This is a genomic window from Nocardia sp. CA-290969, assembly GCF_050936135.1.
Taxonomy (GTDB): Bacteria; Actinomycetota; Actinomycetes; order Mycobacteriales; family Mycobacteriaceae; genus Nocardia.
Window position 1 is genome coordinate 2,009,848 of the sequence record NZ_JBNJNJ010000001.1, and the last position, 14,235, is coordinate 2,024,082.

Consider the following 14,235-nt stretch of genomic DNA (forward strand, 5'->3'; position numbering starts at 1 on the left):
ACGGTATATGTCAGTATTATGGCTTCTGCGTCTGTGTGCAAGTTTCGCAGCCGCCCGATGTGGGGTCCTTCGAGGCCGGTGCGGCCACTGTCGGTGGAGCTGCGGGAACGTGAGTGAGAGCGAATTACCGCCGGCGACCAGGTTATCCGATGAATCGGCGCGGTTCGAGGCGTATCCCGGGGTGGGCGCAGGGTTCGTTACGGGTGTGGCCCTCGCGTGGCCGGGGTGCCATCTGATCTCATTTCCTAATATGGACTATATATGTCAGTATATCCCTAGTCCGGTTGACGACGGGGTTTCGAGGAGTCATCCGCTCGACAGCCAGAACGAGGTGCCCGATGAGCAAACGTTCATGCCTCCACCGGCGACCGTTCCGAGTTCGATAGCAGTGAGGCCAACCATGACGACCGGAGAAGCTCACGACCTGCACACCGAGGCGGTCCTGACGCAACAGCGCGGCAATGTCCTGCTGATCACGATCAACCGCCCCCGGGCCCGCAACAGCATCAACCGGATGGTCGCCGAATCGATCGGCGAGGCGCTCGAGTCCGCCGAGCGCGATCCTTCGGTGCGAGCGATAGTCCTGACCGGTGCGGGCGATCGGGCGTTCTGTGCGGGGGCAGACCTCAAGGCGCTGGCCGCCGGGGAAGATATCCACCCCGCGGGGCCTCGTGCTCGCTGGGGTTTCGCCGGGTATGTCGATCACCCCGTCAGCAAACCCACCATTGCCGCGGTCAACGGATTCGCGCTCGGCGGCGGCACCGAACTGGCGTTGGCCAGCGATATGGTCGTCGCGGCCGATACCGCCGAGTTCGGCCTGCCCGAAGTGCGCCGCGGACTGGTGGCCGCCGCCGGTGGTGCGTTCCGGCTGGCGCAGCAGATTCCGCGCAAGGTCGCCTTGGCGATGGCCTTCACGGGCGAGCCGATCTCGGCGGCGCGGGCGGCGGAGCTGGGGCTGGTCACCCGTGTCGTACCGCAGGCGCAGGTCCTCTCGGCTGCACTCGAGCTCGCCGAGGCCATCGCCGCCAACGCCCCGCTCGCGGTGCAGGCCACCAAACGTATCGCGGGCGGTATCACCGACGGGCATGTCGAGCGCGAGGCCGCGGACTGGGCGCGCAACCGCCTCGAAGCGGGACGGGTCCGGCATTCGCGAGACGCACAGGAGGGCCTGCGGGCCTTCGTCGAGAAGCGGACACCGAACTGGACAGGACAATGAAATACAGCACCTCGCGATCACCGGTGATCGCCGGTCTCGGAATGACCGAGATGGGGAAGGTCTACGGCAAGAACGCCCGTCAGTTCGCTGCGGAGGCCACCCGACTGGCCGTCGCCGACGCCGGTCTGCGCTTGGCGGATGTCGACGGTCTACTGGTCTCGGGCGGCGTGACCAACGATGTCGGCCTCGAGTTGCAGGTCGATCTAGGCCTGCGCGACCTTGCGGTTCTGACCCAGATGCAGGCATTCGGCGCTACCGCCGGTGCGGCGGTCCAATATGCATCGATGGCGGTGCAGGCCGGGATGGCCGAAGTGATCGTATGCGTTTTCGGTGATGCTCCCCTCGTGGAGGGGGCCGGGGCGGGCCAGGCCTATTCGGATGGTCACCGGACACCGTCCGGATGGGCGGGCCTCCAGCGGTCGACGGGCGCCGTAACTCCGAACGTGCTGTACTCGCTGGCCGCGCGCCGCCATATGCTCGAATACGGGACGACCTCCGAACAGCTGGGTGCCATCGCCGTCGCCCAGCGCGATTGGGCCGCGCTCAATCCACTGGCGCAGATGCGTACCCCCATCACCCTCGCCGATCACCAGGAATCCCGCATCATCAGCGATCCGTTCCACCTCTACGATTGCTGCCTGGTATCGAACGGTGGCGTCGCCGTCGTGGTGACCACCGCCGACCGCGCCCGCGACCTGGCGCAGCCTCCGGTTCGCGTTCTCGGATGGGCACAGTGTCATCCGGGCACCAAACTGCGTCGTAACGACGACTTCGGGTTGGTGACCGGCGCGGCGCGCTCCGGGCCGGCGGCCATGTCGATGGCCGGCGTCACCGTCGACGATATCGATATCGCCGAACTCTACGACTGCTACACCTACACCGCTCTGGTCAGCCTCGAGGACTACGGATTCTGCGCCAAAGGCGAAGGAGGCGAGTTCGTGGCGACACCGGGAATGATCGGCCCGGAGGGCAAGGTGAAGATGAATACCGGTGGGGGACAGCTGTCCTCGTACTACATGTGGGGTATGACCCCGCTGTCCGAGGCCATCCTGCAGGCGCGCGGGCAGGCCGGCGCCCGGCAGGTGGAACAACACGAGCTCGTCCTGGTCTCGGGTAACGGTGGAATTCTCGACCACCACTCGACCTTGATCCTGGGCTCGTGAGCCGGGCAAGGCCGGAATCAGCGGAGGGATTCCCACATCAATGAACATTCAGCCAGTTGTCCGTGATGCCGCAACCTCGGAGTTCTTCGACGGAACCGCGCGAGGAGTCTTCCTGTTGCGCCGGTCCACGGAAACCGGGGAAATCCTGGCCCCGCCCGCAGCACAGGACAGTCTGGGTAACACCGATCTGGAATGGGTGCGGGCTTCGGGTCGCGGCCGGGTCGTCTCGTGGGCGTTCGTCCCCCGGCCGGGCCGCGGTTCGGATACCCCGGTCGAGATCACGATCGGCCTGGTCGAGCTCGATGAGGGGCCGTGGTGGTGGACCCAGCTGGTCGATATCGACCGCGATACCCTGGCTGCCGGACTACGAGTCCGCGCGGTGTTCCCGAAGTCGGGGCCGGCGGAAACCGACGAGTACGTCCCGGTCTTCACACCCGCCGAGGACGAGTAGGCCGATATCCGATCGAAAAAGCGGCCGGTCCCCTCGTGATCGGCGATCGAGCCGGCGTTCCGGGCCCCATGGGTATCGGGCGCGCCACTTCGCTACAGGCAGCAGAACCGACGAACCTGGAGAGTAGGTCAACAACTATGTCCGATCGAAATGCCGGTGTGGAGTTTCCGTCCGAGGTCGGCGTCTGGTGGAACAGCGAGGCGTGGCCGATACGTGCGGCGCAGGACATCGCCCGCGATATCGAAGCATTGGGGTTCGGTTCGCTGTTCATGCCCGAGGGTGGCGGCAAAGACGCGCTGGTGGAATCCGCGGCCTTCCTCGCGTCCACCGACCGGCTGGTGATCGGTACCGGAATTGCCAATATCCACGTCCGGATACCGACGGCGGCGGAGTCCGGTGGCCGTATGCTCAGCGCCCTGTACCCGGGACGGTTCGTGCTCGGGTTGGGTGTCAGCCACGGCCCGTTCGTCGAACAGTTGGGAGGGGCCGCGTATCGCAAGCCGCTGGCAACGATGCGGACCTACCTCGAGCGCATGGACGCATTGCCCGCGGAGATCGAGGCCGGTGCCAGGCCCCTGCGCCTGCTCGCCGCATTGGGTCCGAAGATGATCGAACTGTCCGGCGAACACGCCGACGGCGCCCATCCCTATCTGGTGACGCCCCAACAGACACAGGTCACCCGATCGATCCTCGGCCCCGATCGCTGGATCGTCACCGAACAAGCCGTGGCGATCGGCGGCGATTCCGAGGATCAACTTCGGCGTGCGCACGATCATCTCACGATGGGTTCGATCCTGCCCAACTACCGGAACTCGTGGCTACGCCAAGGTTTCGACGAGTCCGACCTGGTCACCGGCGGATCGGACCGGTTGGCCCGCGCACTGGTCGGCGTGGGTTCGGCCGACGCCGCCGCCGCTGCGCTCACCGCACATCTCGACGCCGGCGCGGACCACGTCGTCGTGCAGGTCCTGACGGACACACCGGCGACCGATCCGCGGCCCGCGCTCCGTGAGCTTGCCAAGGCGCTGCAGTTGTGATTTCCAGCGCGCGGCTTGCCGTCCGGCGGTGTGCGGACGGCCGCGCGCGATGGTGACACCGCAACGGGCCGCCGGCCTCTTCTACCGGAGCGGCCGACGGCCCGCGGGCGCTGGGTCAGTGGTGTGCGGCGCGATTGATCGCGACGGTCTCGTCCAGCGAGGGTGCCGCGGTGAGGCTCGCGAATTGCTCCCCGAGCCGGTCACGAGTGCGGGGCGCTTCGTCCTTGTCGGCCGCTGCCAGGGCCCGCCGCAACTCCGCGGCATCCAGTTCCGTGCAGTAGGCAGGCGTCCCCGGCTGTTGCCGCCACGATTCGGCCAGAACACCGGCATCGACGGGATCGAAGCCGGTGTCGTCGACGAGTTGCATGGCGATCCGGCGTGCTCGTTCCGAATCGGCGGCAACGGGGATGGCGATGCGGCCGGGTGTTCCGGCGGGTACTCCCTTGGTCTGTTGCGTGCCCGCGAGTGCGGCGTTCCACGCCTTCACAATCGGTTTGCCGAGCTGCTCGGCACTCCACACGCTCTCGACCTGCCCGTTGTCCACCGCCTCGACGTGGCCGTTCATGACGGGATAGTAGTTCGACGTATCGACGATGACGGTATCGCCGGAGACCCCGGCGAGGACGCCGGCGAGCTCGGGCTGCTTCGCGAACGGGATCGACAGGATGATGACCTCGCTGTCGTGGGTCGCGGCTTCCAGGTCGACTGCGCGAGCGCCTGCCGCGCGGACGTCGGTGGCGACGGCATCCGGCCCGCGGGCGTCCGCGATCAGTACCTCGTGTCCGGCCTCGCTGAGCCGGCGTGCGATATTGCCGCCGATGGCTCCGGCGCCGATAACGGAAATCCTCATATCGTGTTTCTTCCCTTCTATCGTGTCCGGATAGCTACATGTACAGCGCGCGGCTGAGGCGGACGCCGTACTCCGAGCCGGGGTTCGTTGTCCCGTCGCCGAGCCTTTCGACGATGGCGGCGACTGCGAGATCACGCCGCTTCGGCAACCGTGCTGCCTCGGCGCTCGCCAAAGCGGCCGGCATCTCGTCGCGGGTGAGATCCGTGCAATAAGCCGGCGCCCCGGGCTGCTGGCGCCAGGATTGCGCCAGCGGTCCGGCATCGAATCCATCGAATCCGGTGTCCTCGACCAGCGCCATCCCGACCGCGCGTTCGCTGTCGTCATCGGCCGCCACCGGGATGGCGATTCGGCCCGGGGTCCCCGCAGGTGTGCCCTTCAGGGCGAAGGAGTCGGAGCCGATGGCGTTCCATGCCTTGACGATCGACCGGCCGAGCTGTTCTGCGGCCCAGAGGCTTTCGACCCGGCCGGCTTCGATAGCCGCGATCTCGGAATCGCGCGCCGGATAGTAGTTCGAGGTGTCGATGACAACCGTCTCGGTGGGTACATTGGTGAGCAGCGGCGCGATGTCGGGAATGCGGTTCAGTGGGATGGAGAGGATGACGACGTCCACACCTTGCACGGCCTCGGCCGCGGGCACCGCACGTGCTCCTGTGGCAAGGACCGTGGGGTCGATCGTTTCGGGCCCGCGCGAGTTGGCCACCTTGACATCGTGTCCGGCCGCGCCCAACTTTCGACTGAGTGTCTTACCGATATGGCCGACACCGAGAATGCCGATCTTCATACAGAACTCCTCGAGTTGTTCATCGTTTTCGTTCATCGGTTACGACGGCCCCGAACTCGGACGTATCCCCGCGTAATCTCGCGTATGTCCAGGCAGGAATGCCGCGAGGACGAGGACCGGCGGTGTCGCCCCTGTCGCCGGGTGGTAATCGATCACGCCGTGGGCCGGCACGTCGCGCAGAGTCCAGCCTTCCCGGGCCGCTTCCAGGGCACGGCCGGAGCGCGGGTCGCGCGGACTCGGCTCCGTAGCCGCCGCTGAACTGCATGCCGAGGACCATCTGTCGAGTTGTCATGGTTGATCCTCCGATCGACGCAACCGGAAAACGGAGAATAGCTCCATTTGTCTGCTCCCGAGAGTACGGAGGCAGACTCCGTATTGTCAAAAACTGGGATCCAGCGACCTGTTCGCGGGGCGACAGAAGGGCGGTCGGGTATGAATCGCAGTCATGGGCACGTGCCCTCCGGCCGGCCGGTGGAACGGCGGCGCGGACCCGCGCGCCGGTGGTCTGCGCAACAATGCGGTGAGCGTCAGCGGGCAAAACCCTTGGCGAACAACTCGTAATCATCCTCGATGAACTGCGGTTCCGGATGTCGGCGGCTCGAGCCCGAGCGCGGCGCTCGGCGATCTACGCCTTCTCGTCCCGCTGGCGGTAGCCGCTCGCGAGGAGTGTGCGGAGCCGGTCGAGCGACTCCGCGTCGGCGCCGTTGCCCTTGATCCAGGCAATGGAACAGGCCGCGAGGAACAGGTCGTAGCCGCGTACCGACGCGCGTACCTGTCCCGTGCTCTGGGCTGCTTCCACGTACTTGTCGGTGGCGGCGATGAAGATGTCGCAAGGAATGGCGAGCGGATTGTCCGGGTCCTGCTCCTGGGCCGCGGCCATGAGCGGATCCGGGAGCCCGCTGAAGGCGCTGAAGTATTCCTCCATTGCCCGCAGCCACTGCTCCAACGCCTCGCCGGCATCGCCCAGCTGTTCGATGTCCGCTCGGCGGGTTACCAGCTCCTCGGAGCGTGTCTGCAGAACGGCCGCCAGTAGCGCTTCCCGGGTGGGGAAGTGCCGGTACAGGGTGCCGGGCCCGACACCCGCCTCTTTGGCCACCGCCTCCAGGGAGGTGCCGACCCCATGCTGGAGGAAGTGGCGTTGCGCGGTCTCCAGCAGGGCTGCGCGGTTGCGTTGGACGTCCGCGCGGGGTTTGCGCCCCCGCTGTTCACTGGCGCTCATGCGTCTTCTGCTTCCGGTGAGCCCATGGCCGCATCGAAACTGATGCCGCCTCCGTCTGAATTGCGAGGGTAAAGCGGAGGCAGAATCCGGTCAAATGGGCGGCAGGAGCGACCCGGGGTGTCCGCCATGGCCGTGGGTGATCGTCCCGCCCGGTGGATTCGTCTTGTTGCCTTCGCTCATCGATGGGTGATGCGCGATGGCGGTGTGTCCTGTAGCCGGTCGGCGATTGCTTCGCCGAGGGAACGGGTGGTTGCGTTGCCGCCCATATCGGGGGTCAGTTCACCGGTGCCCTGGACCAGAACATTTTCGACGGCGGTCATGATGGCGGCCGCGGCGTCGGGTTCGCCGAGGTGGTCGAGCATCATGGCCGCACTCCAGATTTGGCCGATCGGATTGGCAATGCCCTTGCCGGCTATATCGGGGGCCGAGCCGTGCACGGGCTCGAACAGGCTGGGGTATTTGCGTTCGGGGTTGATGTTTCCGCTGGGCGCGATTCCTATGGTGCCGGTGCAGGCGGGGCCGAGGTCGGAGAGGATGTCGCCGAAGAGGTTGCTGGCGACGACGACGTCGAACCAGTCGGGGTGCAGCACGAAGTTCGCGGTGAGGATATCGATGTGGTACTTGTCCACCGTCACATCGGGGAACCGCTTCGCTGCTTCCATCACCCGTTGGTCCCAGTACGGCATGGTGATGGAGATCCCGTTGCTCTTGGTGGCCGAGGTCAGGTGCTTTCGCGGACGTGACTGGGCCAGGGTGAAGGCGTAGTCCAGGATCCGGTCCACGCCGACGCGGGTCATGACGGTTTCCTGGATGACGGTTTCGCGGTCCGTACCTTCGAAGACCATGCCGCCGATACTGGAGTACTCGCCTTCGGTGTTCTCGCGCACGACGTAGAAGTCGACATCGCCGGGGACGCGGCCGGCCAGAGGGCTGGGGATGCCGGGTAGTAGTTTGACCGGACGCAGGCTGACGTACTGGTCGAAGTGGCGGCGGAACTGCAGCAGGCTGCCCCACAGCGAGATGTGATCGGGCACGACCTCGGGCCAGCCGACGGCGCCGAAGAAGATGGCGTCGAAGCGGTTGAGCTGGTCGAACCAGCCGTCGGGGAGCATGGCGCCGGTGCGGGTGTAGTAATCGGCGCAGGCATAGTCGAACTGTTCGTAGTCGAGAGTGAAATCGAAGGTCTTCGCGGCGGCTTCGAGGACGCGCAGCCCTTCGGGGACGACTTCGGTGCCGATGCCGTCACCGGGGATGACGGCGATGCGGTGGGTGGAGCCCATGGGCGAACACTCCTTTGTGCAGGCGTGGAGGAGCTGACGGGCGGCGAGTTCGCTGTGCCCGGTGCGGTTCGTTATTGGTGTGTGTGTCTGTTCGGTCCCTATGCGGGTTCGCGCGTGGGGTCCTGTTCGCGTTGTTCGAGTTCGCGGATGGCGGCGGCGGTGAGGCTTTCGGTGATATGACGGCGCATGAGCTCGCCCGCGCCGGGGCCGTCACCGGCGAGGACGAGATCGAACATTTGGTGGTGTTCGTTGAGATCCCGGGTGCGGGGTTCATCGCCCGGGGGCAGTTCCAGGCCCATACGGCGATAGCGGTCCGACTTGTCCCACACGTCGTCGAGTAGACGGATCAGGACGTCGTTGTGGGAGGCGAGGTAGAGCGCGCGGTGGAAGTCGCGGTGGGCGACCAGGCCTTCCTCGCCCCACTGCCGGGTCACCGGGACGAGCCTTTTCAGCGCCGCGCGCATATCGAAGATGTCTTGTTCGGTCCGCCTGGTTGCGGCCAGTTCGGCGGCGGTCGGGTCCAGCGACAGGCGGACCTCGAACAGTTGCTGGGCTTCTCGCGCGTTCATCGGAGCGACCCGGACGTCGCGATGGGACTCGACCGCCACCAGCCCCTCGCTACTCAGGCGCCGGATGGCCTCGCGCAACGGGGTGATGCTCATGCTGAGGCGGTCGGCCAGCTTGTACTGGGGGAGTCGGGAGCCGGCGGCGAGTTCACCGCTGAGGATCAGCCGCCGGATCTCGGCGTATGCCACGTCCCCCTTGCTGGAAAAGACGTTCGTCACGCCGGTCGACGTCATGCGCCCTCCTTCAACCGATCCGATCTCTGTGTCCGCCGCCACAAGAAGCCCTTGTGTTCGGCGCCGCTCGCAGTTTAGCATCGCACTTGCATCTTATAAGACTTACATCTTATAAGTTCTGCGGATCCGGGACGCTGTCCCGGCTCTTCACCGAATGCCGCGGGCCGTCGCCACCGGCTGTCGACAGGAGAAACCGATGAAGATCATTTCTGTGCACGAGGGCGTTGTTCCGATCAGCTCGTCGATCCGCAATGCCTGGATCGACTTCAGCAGCATGGACTGCTCGATCGTGGCGATCGTCAGCGATGTCGTGCGTGACGGCGAGCCCGTGATCGGGTACGGCTTCAACTCGAACGGCCGCTACAGCGCGGGGGAGATCCTGCGCCGCCGGATGATCCCCCGCCTGCTCGACGCGGACCCGGAGGCACTACTCGACGAGGCCGGGGAGCTGGACCCGGCCCGCGCGTGGAAGCTGATGATGACCAACGAGAAGCCCGGCGGCCACGGTGAGCGTTCGGTGGCGGTCGGTGTGCTGGACATGGCGCTGTTCGACCTGGCGTCCAAGATCGCCGACAAGCCGCTGTACCGGTACCTTTCGGATAAATACGGCGACGGACAGCCCGACGACTCGGTCTTCGTCTACGCGGCGGGCGGCTACTACGCACCGGGCAAGACGCTGCGGGATCTGCAGGACGAGATGCGCGGCTTCCTCGACATGGGCTACACCGTGGTCAAGATGAAGATCGGTGGTGCGGATCTGGCCGAGGACCTACGGCGCATCGAGGCGGTGCTCGAAGTCCTCGACGGTGACGGTTCGCGGCTGGCCGTCGACGTCAACGGCCGGTTCGATCTGCCGACCGCGTTGGAGTACGGCAAGGCCATCGAGCCCTACGGCCTGTTCTGGTACGAAGAGGTCGGCGACCCGCTGGACTACCGCCTCAATGCCGTACTGTCCGAGCACTACTCGGGGCGTATCGCCACGGGCGAAAACCTGTTCTCTTTGCAGGACGCCCGCAACCTGATCCGCTACGGCGGCATGCGCCCGGACCGCGACATCATCCAGGTCGACCCCGCCCTCAGCTACGGTCTCACCGAGTACCTGCGGGTCCAGGAGATGCTCGCCCAGCACGGCTGGTCCGCACGTCAGTGCATCCCGCACGGCGGTCATCAGTTCTCCCTGCATATCGCGGCCGCGCTCAAGCTCGGCGGCAACGAGTCCTATCCTGGTGAATTCCAGCCGACCGGCGGTTTCGCCGACGGTGCGGTGGTGGAGAACAGCCGGGTCGGGCTGACCGAGACCCCCGGTATCGGATTCGAAGGCAAGGCCGCCTTCTACGAGGTGCTCCGGGCCCTGCATCACTGATCCCGGACCGCGGGTCGTGGCCGATGAGGGGCCGCTACCCGCTCCGATGTGCAAAGGAGCACATGATGACCACTGCCACTACGTCACCGGATCCCACCCGGCCACGCCGCTCACGGCTGGTCCGGCTGCTGTCCGAACTCTGGTTCCAAGTCCTGCTGGGGGCGGTCCTCGGTATCGCGGTCGGCCTGTTGTGGCCCGGCGTCGGCGTCGCGGTGAGCCCGCTCAACGACTGGTTCATCGATATCGTCAAGATGATCGTGGTGCCGGTCGTGTTCTGTGTCGTCACCACCAGTATCGCCTCGATGGACAGCCTGCGCAAAGCCGGCCGGATCGGGGCCAAGGCGCTGGGCTACTTCATCGTCCTGTCTCTGGTCTCGATGTTGATCGGGCTGGTCGTGGCCAACATCTTCAAACCGGGTGCGGGTATGAAGATCAATCTGGACGAACTCGACGCCGAGTCCATCCCGGGTCACGACCAGCACGCACCCGGTGTGGTCGAGTTCATCGACAACATCATCCCCGGTTCGTTGTTCGGGGCGATCACCGGCAACGAGATCCTGGCCGCGCTGATGGTATCCATCGTGCTCGGTTGTGCGCTCAACGTCTCGGGGGAGAAAGCCGCACCGATCACCTCCGGTATCGCGGCATTGTCGACCGTGGTGTTCAAGATCGTGAGCTGGGTGATGCGCCTGGCGCCGTTCGGTACCTTCGGCGCCCTGGCCATGGTGGTGGCGAAGTACGGTGCCGAGAGCCTGCAGCAGCTGGGATATCTGATCCTGCTGTTCACCGGCACCTGCATCGTCTACGTCGTGGTGATCCTCGGCGCGATCTCGCGGGCGTGTGGCCTGGGCCTGATCGCGCTGATGCGGTACCTCAAAGACGAGCTGCTGGTGGCGTTGAGCACCTGTTCCAGCGAGGCGGTGCTGCCCGCACTGGTTCGCAAGCTCGAGGAACTCGGTGTCGGCAAACCCGTCGTCGGCATCGTCATCCCGTCGGGATTCTCGTTCAACCTCGACGGCTCGGCGGTCTACCTGACCATGGCCTCGCTGTTTCTGGCACAGGCGGTCGGCATCGACCTGACCTGGCAGCAGCAGCTGGTCATGGTCGGCGTGATGATGCTGACCAGCAAAGGCACGGCCGGTATCGCCGGTGGCGCCTTCATCGTCCTGGCCAGCACGGTCACCGCGGTCGGGCATATCCCGCTGGCCGCGCTGGCGCTGATCGTCGGGATCGACCGCATCCTCAACGAAGGCCGGGTGTTCATCAATGTACTCGGCAACGCCCTCGCTGCGATCGTGATCGGGAAGTGGGAAAACGACTTCGACCGAGACAAGGCACGCGCCGTGCTCGCCGGGAAGCGCGCACAGCCGGTGGCCGGTACACAACCGGTGGCCGATGCCGGCGCACAACCGGTGGACGACAAACAATCGGTGGGCTGAATCGCCCTTCATGAAGAGTCCGGAGCGGGGGCGCCGGCCCCGCCCCGGGAACTCGCGTCCCTCAGTGAAAGGAATCCAATGGCAACAGTGTTGGTGACCACCGACTACCTAGCGCCCGGTGACGAGGTGGACCAGCTGCTGCACCGCCACGGTCATACTGTGCGCTATTCCCCGGCCACCGGCCCCCGCAGCCGCGACGCGGCCCTGAGGCTGTTCGAAGGGGTGGACGCCGCGATCATTGCCAGTGAACCGGTCACTGCCGACATGCTCGACCACGCACCATCGTTGAAGGTCATCGCCCGCAGCGGCGTCGGCTACGAATCGGTCGACCTCGCCTCAACGGCACGCCACGGTATCCGTGTCTGTAACACCCCGGGCGTCAACCACGACGCCGTCGCCGAAATGGCCATGGCCCTGATGCTGATGACCGCCCGGCAACTCCCCGCGGTGCTCGCCGGCGTTCACGGCGGAGGCTGGCCCCGGCACGCCGGCCGGGAGCTGCGCGGCGCCCGCCTCGGCATCGTCGGCTACGGCCCCAGCGGCCGAGCCGTAGCCCGCTTGGCTCACGCCTTCGGTATGACGGTCGCGGTGGCAACCGCCCACCCCGACCCGGCCGACACCCATATCGAATACCTCGACCTGGACACCGTCTGCGCCACAGCCGACTACCTCAGCCTGCACTGCCGCGCCGACCGGAACACCCACCACCTGATCGACCGCGCCCGCATGAAAACGATGAAACCCACCGCCGTGCTGATCAACACCGCCCGCGGCAGCCTCGTCGACGAAGACGCCCTCGCACAAGCCCTGAGCACCGGCGAAATCGCCGGCGCCGCACTCGATGTCCTCGGCCACGAACCACTGCCGGCCCAGAGCCCGCTGCGTGACCTCGGCAATGTGATCATCACTTCGCACCTGGCCGGACAGACCACCGAAGCCCGCCTGCGCGCGGGCCTTTCGGCTGCGCATGCCGTTATCGATGTCCTGGCGGGCCGCGAACCCGCTCATCCCGTCGACCGACCGGAACGGTGAACAGATGACCGCGCAACACACCACACGCCGAGTCGAGGCGACCATCGCCCGCTCCTGGTTGCTGGTCAACGTCGCCGAGCCCGGCGCTGTCGACCGCGCCGTACAGTGCGCCGCCGACCAGATCGTGCTCGATATCGAAGACGCTGTCGATCCCACCCGCAAGCCCGCCGCCCGCGCCGAGGTCGCGCACTGGCTTGCAACCTTCGATGAGGTGGTTACCGCGTGCCAGGGCGGCGGTGGCGGCCGTCGGCCGTCCGCGAAGCCGAGCCCGGCCGGACCGGGCTACTCCGGGGTTCCGCTGTCCGGTCGGTACTGAGCGGCGTCCCGGTACGCGGACGGCGGCATCCCCCGCCACCGCTTGAAGGCGATCGTGAAGCTGGCTGCGTCCTTGTAGCCCAACGTCCGGGATATCCGGGATATGGAATGGTCGGAATTCGAGAGCAGATCGCAGGCGAGGTCACACAGGATCTCGTCGCGTAGCTCGGCGAAATCGTGGCCTGCGAGTTCGAGTTTGCGCTGCAGCGTGCGCGGTGAGACCTGCAGCGTGGCGGCGACATTCGCGAGTTTTCTGTTGAGCGCCGGCGCGGCCCTGATGGCTTTGGCGACGGTATCGGGCCAGTCGCCGGTCGCCCGGAACGAGTCGAGAACTTCGGTGTCCGCTTTGATCCATGCCGCGTGCTGGAATGCGTTCCCGAAAGGGAGTTCCTCTGTCGATATCACGGGATCCCACCACAGCCGCAATGTCTCGGAGCCACATTCGACCACGTTGGCGGAGATATAGGTCAATGCTTCGGGCGAGATTTCCGGTAACGGGAATTCGATGCGAGTGAACGGGAATCGGCCGCCGTAGAGCCACTCGAACGAACGGCTGGTGGCATAGAGGTCGCGGTAAGCGCTGAACGGGATCAGCTCTTTCGCGGTGTCGGGGTAGGTGAACTGGACGCCCGTCACCGTGCCGTCGGATGTCCGGAGCGCCCCGATCTCGAGAAGTCCGGGCGAGTAGTCGACTGCATTCACGGCTTCGACCCAGGCCGCAATGGTCGGTGCGGTCGCGAGAGCCATTCCGCGGGCGCCGACCGTGGCAGTGGTGTAGGCCCGTGCGGCGCGTAGCCAGAGATCGACGCGATCTCTCGTCAGCGTGACGAACTCGAGTTGAAAGGCGAGCTCCTTCTTCGCCGGAATGGTGCCACCCGGGCGGTTCACGGCATCGGGGTCGATCTCGGCGTTGACAAGTGCTGTTCTCCAGTCGAGACCCGCTTCTTCGAGGATTCGGCGCAGCGCGTGGACGCTGAAGTTCGCGACACGAAGGTTCTGATACGAGTTCAGCTTCACTGCTGCCTCCTTACGCGGGTTCGGCGGCCGCCGCTCGATAGCTCTGTCGAAACGGCAGCTCCGGCAGGCATCGGAAGTCCCGCCAGTACGTTTGCATCTTGCGCCATCACGCGGCAATGGGAGGCTTTTGGCGCGTTTTGTGGCTTTGTTGGCGTCTTTTTCCGTGTCGGTCCGACGTGAACGATTCCTAACCTGAGCTGCGGTCAATGTGAGCAGGGACACCGGCGCACCGGTACCGAGGATCATTCGGCGAGGTTACCGACGGACGAGTT

Annotated in this window: 14 protein-coding genes; 8 read left to right on the forward strand and 6 right to left on the reverse strand. The window is 65.9% G+C overall.

All coding sequences use genetic code 11. The features are described 5' to 3' along the window. The first annotated feature begins 400 nt into the window (after positions 1–400). From ACQEVO_RS09425 to ACQEVO_RS09440, 4 genes are all read left to right on the forward strand, one after another. The gene (locus ACQEVO_RS09425; RefSeq protein ID WP_432911042.1) at positions 401–1,216 is read left to right on the forward strand and encodes a crotonase/enoyl-CoA hydratase family protein; all 816 of its coding nucleotides are present in this window, start codon (positions 401–403) and stop codon (positions 1,214–1,216) included. After that, positions 1,213–2,379: a thiolase family protein gene (locus tag ACQEVO_RS09430; RefSeq protein ID WP_432911044.1), complete on the forward strand. Its 1,167-nt coding sequence runs from the start codon at positions 1,213–1,215 to the stop codon at positions 2,377–2,379. The genes ACQEVO_RS09425 and ACQEVO_RS09430 overlap by 4 nt, the downstream gene beginning before the upstream one ends. 40 nt (positions 2,380–2,419) lie before the next feature. Beyond that, positions 2,420–2,830 (forward strand): Zn-ribbon domain-containing OB-fold protein, encoded by a 411-nt coding sequence (locus tag ACQEVO_RS09435; protein ID WP_432911046.1) that lies wholly within the window; start codon positions 2,420–2,422, stop codon positions 2,828–2,830. Between the two features lie 137 nt (positions 2,831–2,967). Next, complete coding sequence (locus ACQEVO_RS09440) at positions 2,968–3,867, forward strand: TIGR03620 family F420-dependent LLM class oxidoreductase (RefSeq protein WP_432911048.1); 900 nt, start codon at positions 2,968–2,970, stop codon at positions 3,865–3,867. 115 nt (positions 3,868–3,982) lie between these two features. On the opposite strand, the gene ACQEVO_RS09445 is transcribed toward ACQEVO_RS09440, so the two are convergent. The 5 genes from ACQEVO_RS09445 to ACQEVO_RS09465 all read right to left on the reverse strand — a co-directional run bounded on the left by ACQEVO_RS09445 (position 3,983) and on the right by ACQEVO_RS09465 (position 8,797). Next, complete coding sequence (locus tag ACQEVO_RS09445) at positions 3,983–4,717, reverse strand: NADPH-dependent F420 reductase (protein WP_432911050.1); 735 nt, start codon at positions 4,715–4,717, stop codon at positions 3,983–3,985. Positions 4,718–4,751: 34 nt separating this feature from the next. Then, on the reverse strand, positions 4,752–5,498 hold the full coding sequence (locus ACQEVO_RS09450; protein WP_432911051.1) for an NADPH-dependent F420 reductase: 747 nt from the start codon (positions 5,496–5,498) through the stop codon (positions 4,752–4,754). Between the two features lie 625 nt (positions 5,499–6,123). Continuing rightward, positions 6,124–6,717, reverse strand: a complete 594-nt coding sequence (locus ACQEVO_RS09455) for a TetR/AcrR family transcriptional regulator (RefSeq protein ID WP_432911053.1) — start codon at positions 6,715–6,717, stop codon at positions 6,124–6,126. 176 nt (positions 6,718–6,893) lie between these two features. Beyond that, on the reverse strand, positions 6,894–7,997 hold the full coding sequence (locus ACQEVO_RS09460) for a tartrate dehydrogenase (RefSeq protein WP_432911055.1): 1,104 nt from the start codon (positions 7,995–7,997) through the stop codon (positions 6,894–6,896). A 98-nt stretch (positions 7,998–8,095) separates the two neighbouring features. After that, on the reverse strand, positions 8,096–8,797 hold the full coding sequence (locus ACQEVO_RS09465) for a GntR family transcriptional regulator (protein ID WP_432911058.1): 702 nt from the start codon (positions 8,795–8,797) through the stop codon (positions 8,096–8,098). Positions 8,798–8,993: 196 nt separating this feature from the next. Here ACQEVO_RS09465 and ACQEVO_RS09470 point away from each other — a divergent pair, with 196 nt between their 5' ends. From ACQEVO_RS09470 to ACQEVO_RS09485, 4 genes are all read left to right on the forward strand, one after another. Further along, positions 8,994–10,160, forward strand: coding sequence for a mandelate racemase/muconate lactonizing enzyme family protein (locus ACQEVO_RS09470; protein ID WP_357420708.1), 1,167 nt, complete (start codon positions 8,994–8,996; stop codon positions 10,158–10,160). A gap of 65 nt (positions 10,161–10,225) precedes the next feature. Further along, complete coding sequence (locus tag ACQEVO_RS09475) at positions 10,226–11,599, forward strand: cation:dicarboxylate symporter family transporter (protein ID WP_432911061.1); 1,374 nt, start codon at positions 10,226–10,228, stop codon at positions 11,597–11,599. Positions 11,600–11,677: 78 nt separating this feature from the next. Further along, positions 11,678–12,631 (forward strand): phosphoglycerate dehydrogenase, encoded by a 954-nt coding sequence (locus tag ACQEVO_RS09480; RefSeq protein WP_432911064.1) that lies wholly within the window; start codon positions 11,678–11,680, stop codon positions 12,629–12,631. Between the two features lie 4 nt (positions 12,632–12,635). Beyond that, positions 12,636–12,947 (forward strand): aldolase/citrate lyase family protein, encoded by a 312-nt coding sequence (locus ACQEVO_RS09485; RefSeq protein ID WP_432911067.1) that lies wholly within the window; start codon positions 12,636–12,638, stop codon positions 12,945–12,947. Here the strand turns inward: ACQEVO_RS09485 and ACQEVO_RS09490 are convergent. Further along, entirely contained in the window at positions 12,914–14,209 is a 1,296-nt protein-coding gene (locus ACQEVO_RS09490) for a helix-turn-helix domain-containing protein (RefSeq protein ID WP_432911069.1), read from the reverse strand. The genes ACQEVO_RS09485 and ACQEVO_RS09490 overlap by 34 nt on opposite strands. Between the last annotated feature and the right edge of the window lie 26 nt (positions 14,210–14,235).

What these genes read in the sequence shown, in the direction of transcription:
- ACQEVO_RS09430 (WP_432911044.1), top strand. Translation starts at nt 1,213, where the DNA reads ATGAAATACAGCACCTCGCGATCACCGGTGATCGCCGGTCTCGGAATG.
- ACQEVO_RS09450 (WP_432911051.1), bottom strand. Translation starts at nt 5,498, where the DNA reads ATGAAGATCGGCATTCTCGGTGTCGGCCATATCGGTAAGACACTCAGT.
- ACQEVO_RS09485 (WP_432911067.1), top strand. Translation starts at nt 12,636, where the DNA reads ATGACCGCGCAACACACCACACGCCGAGTCGAGGCGACCATCGCCCGC.
- ACQEVO_RS09480 (WP_432911064.1), top strand. Translation starts at nt 11,678, where the DNA reads ATGGCAACAGTGTTGGTGACCACCGACTACCTAGCGCCCGGTGACGAG.
- ACQEVO_RS09465 (WP_432911058.1), bottom strand. Translation starts at nt 8,797, where the DNA reads ATGACGTCGACCGGCGTGACGAACGTCTTTTCCAGCAAGGGGGACGTG.
- ACQEVO_RS09440 (WP_432911048.1), top strand. Translation starts at nt 2,968, where the DNA reads ATGTCCGATCGAAATGCCGGTGTGGAGTTTCCGTCCGAGGTCGGCGTC.
- ACQEVO_RS09460 (WP_432911055.1), bottom strand. Translation starts at nt 7,997, where the DNA reads ATGGGCTCCACCCACCGCATCGCCGTCATCCCCGGTGACGGCATCGGC.
- ACQEVO_RS09455 (WP_432911053.1), bottom strand. Translation starts at nt 6,717, where the DNA reads ATGAGCGCCAGTGAACAGCGGGGGCGCAAACCCCGCGCGGACGTCCAA.
- ACQEVO_RS09475 (WP_432911061.1), top strand. Translation starts at nt 10,226, where the DNA reads ATGACCACTGCCACTACGTCACCGGATCCCACCCGGCCACGCCGCTCA.
- ACQEVO_RS09470 (WP_357420708.1), top strand. Translation starts at nt 8,994, where the DNA reads ATGAAGATCATTTCTGTGCACGAGGGCGTTGTTCCGATCAGCTCGTCG.
- ACQEVO_RS09445 (WP_432911050.1), bottom strand. Translation starts at nt 4,717, where the DNA reads ATGAGGATTTCCGTTATCGGCGCCGGAGCCATCGGCGGCAATATCGCA.
- ACQEVO_RS09490 (WP_432911069.1), bottom strand. Translation starts at nt 14,209, where the DNA reads ATGATCCTCGGTACCGGTGCGCCGGTGTCCCTGCTCACATTGACCGCA.
- ACQEVO_RS09435 (WP_432911046.1), top strand. Translation starts at nt 2,420, where the DNA reads ATGAACATTCAGCCAGTTGTCCGTGATGCCGCAACCTCGGAGTTCTTC.
- ACQEVO_RS09425 (WP_432911042.1), top strand. Translation starts at nt 401, where the DNA reads ATGACGACCGGAGAAGCTCACGACCTGCACACCGAGGCGGTCCTGACG.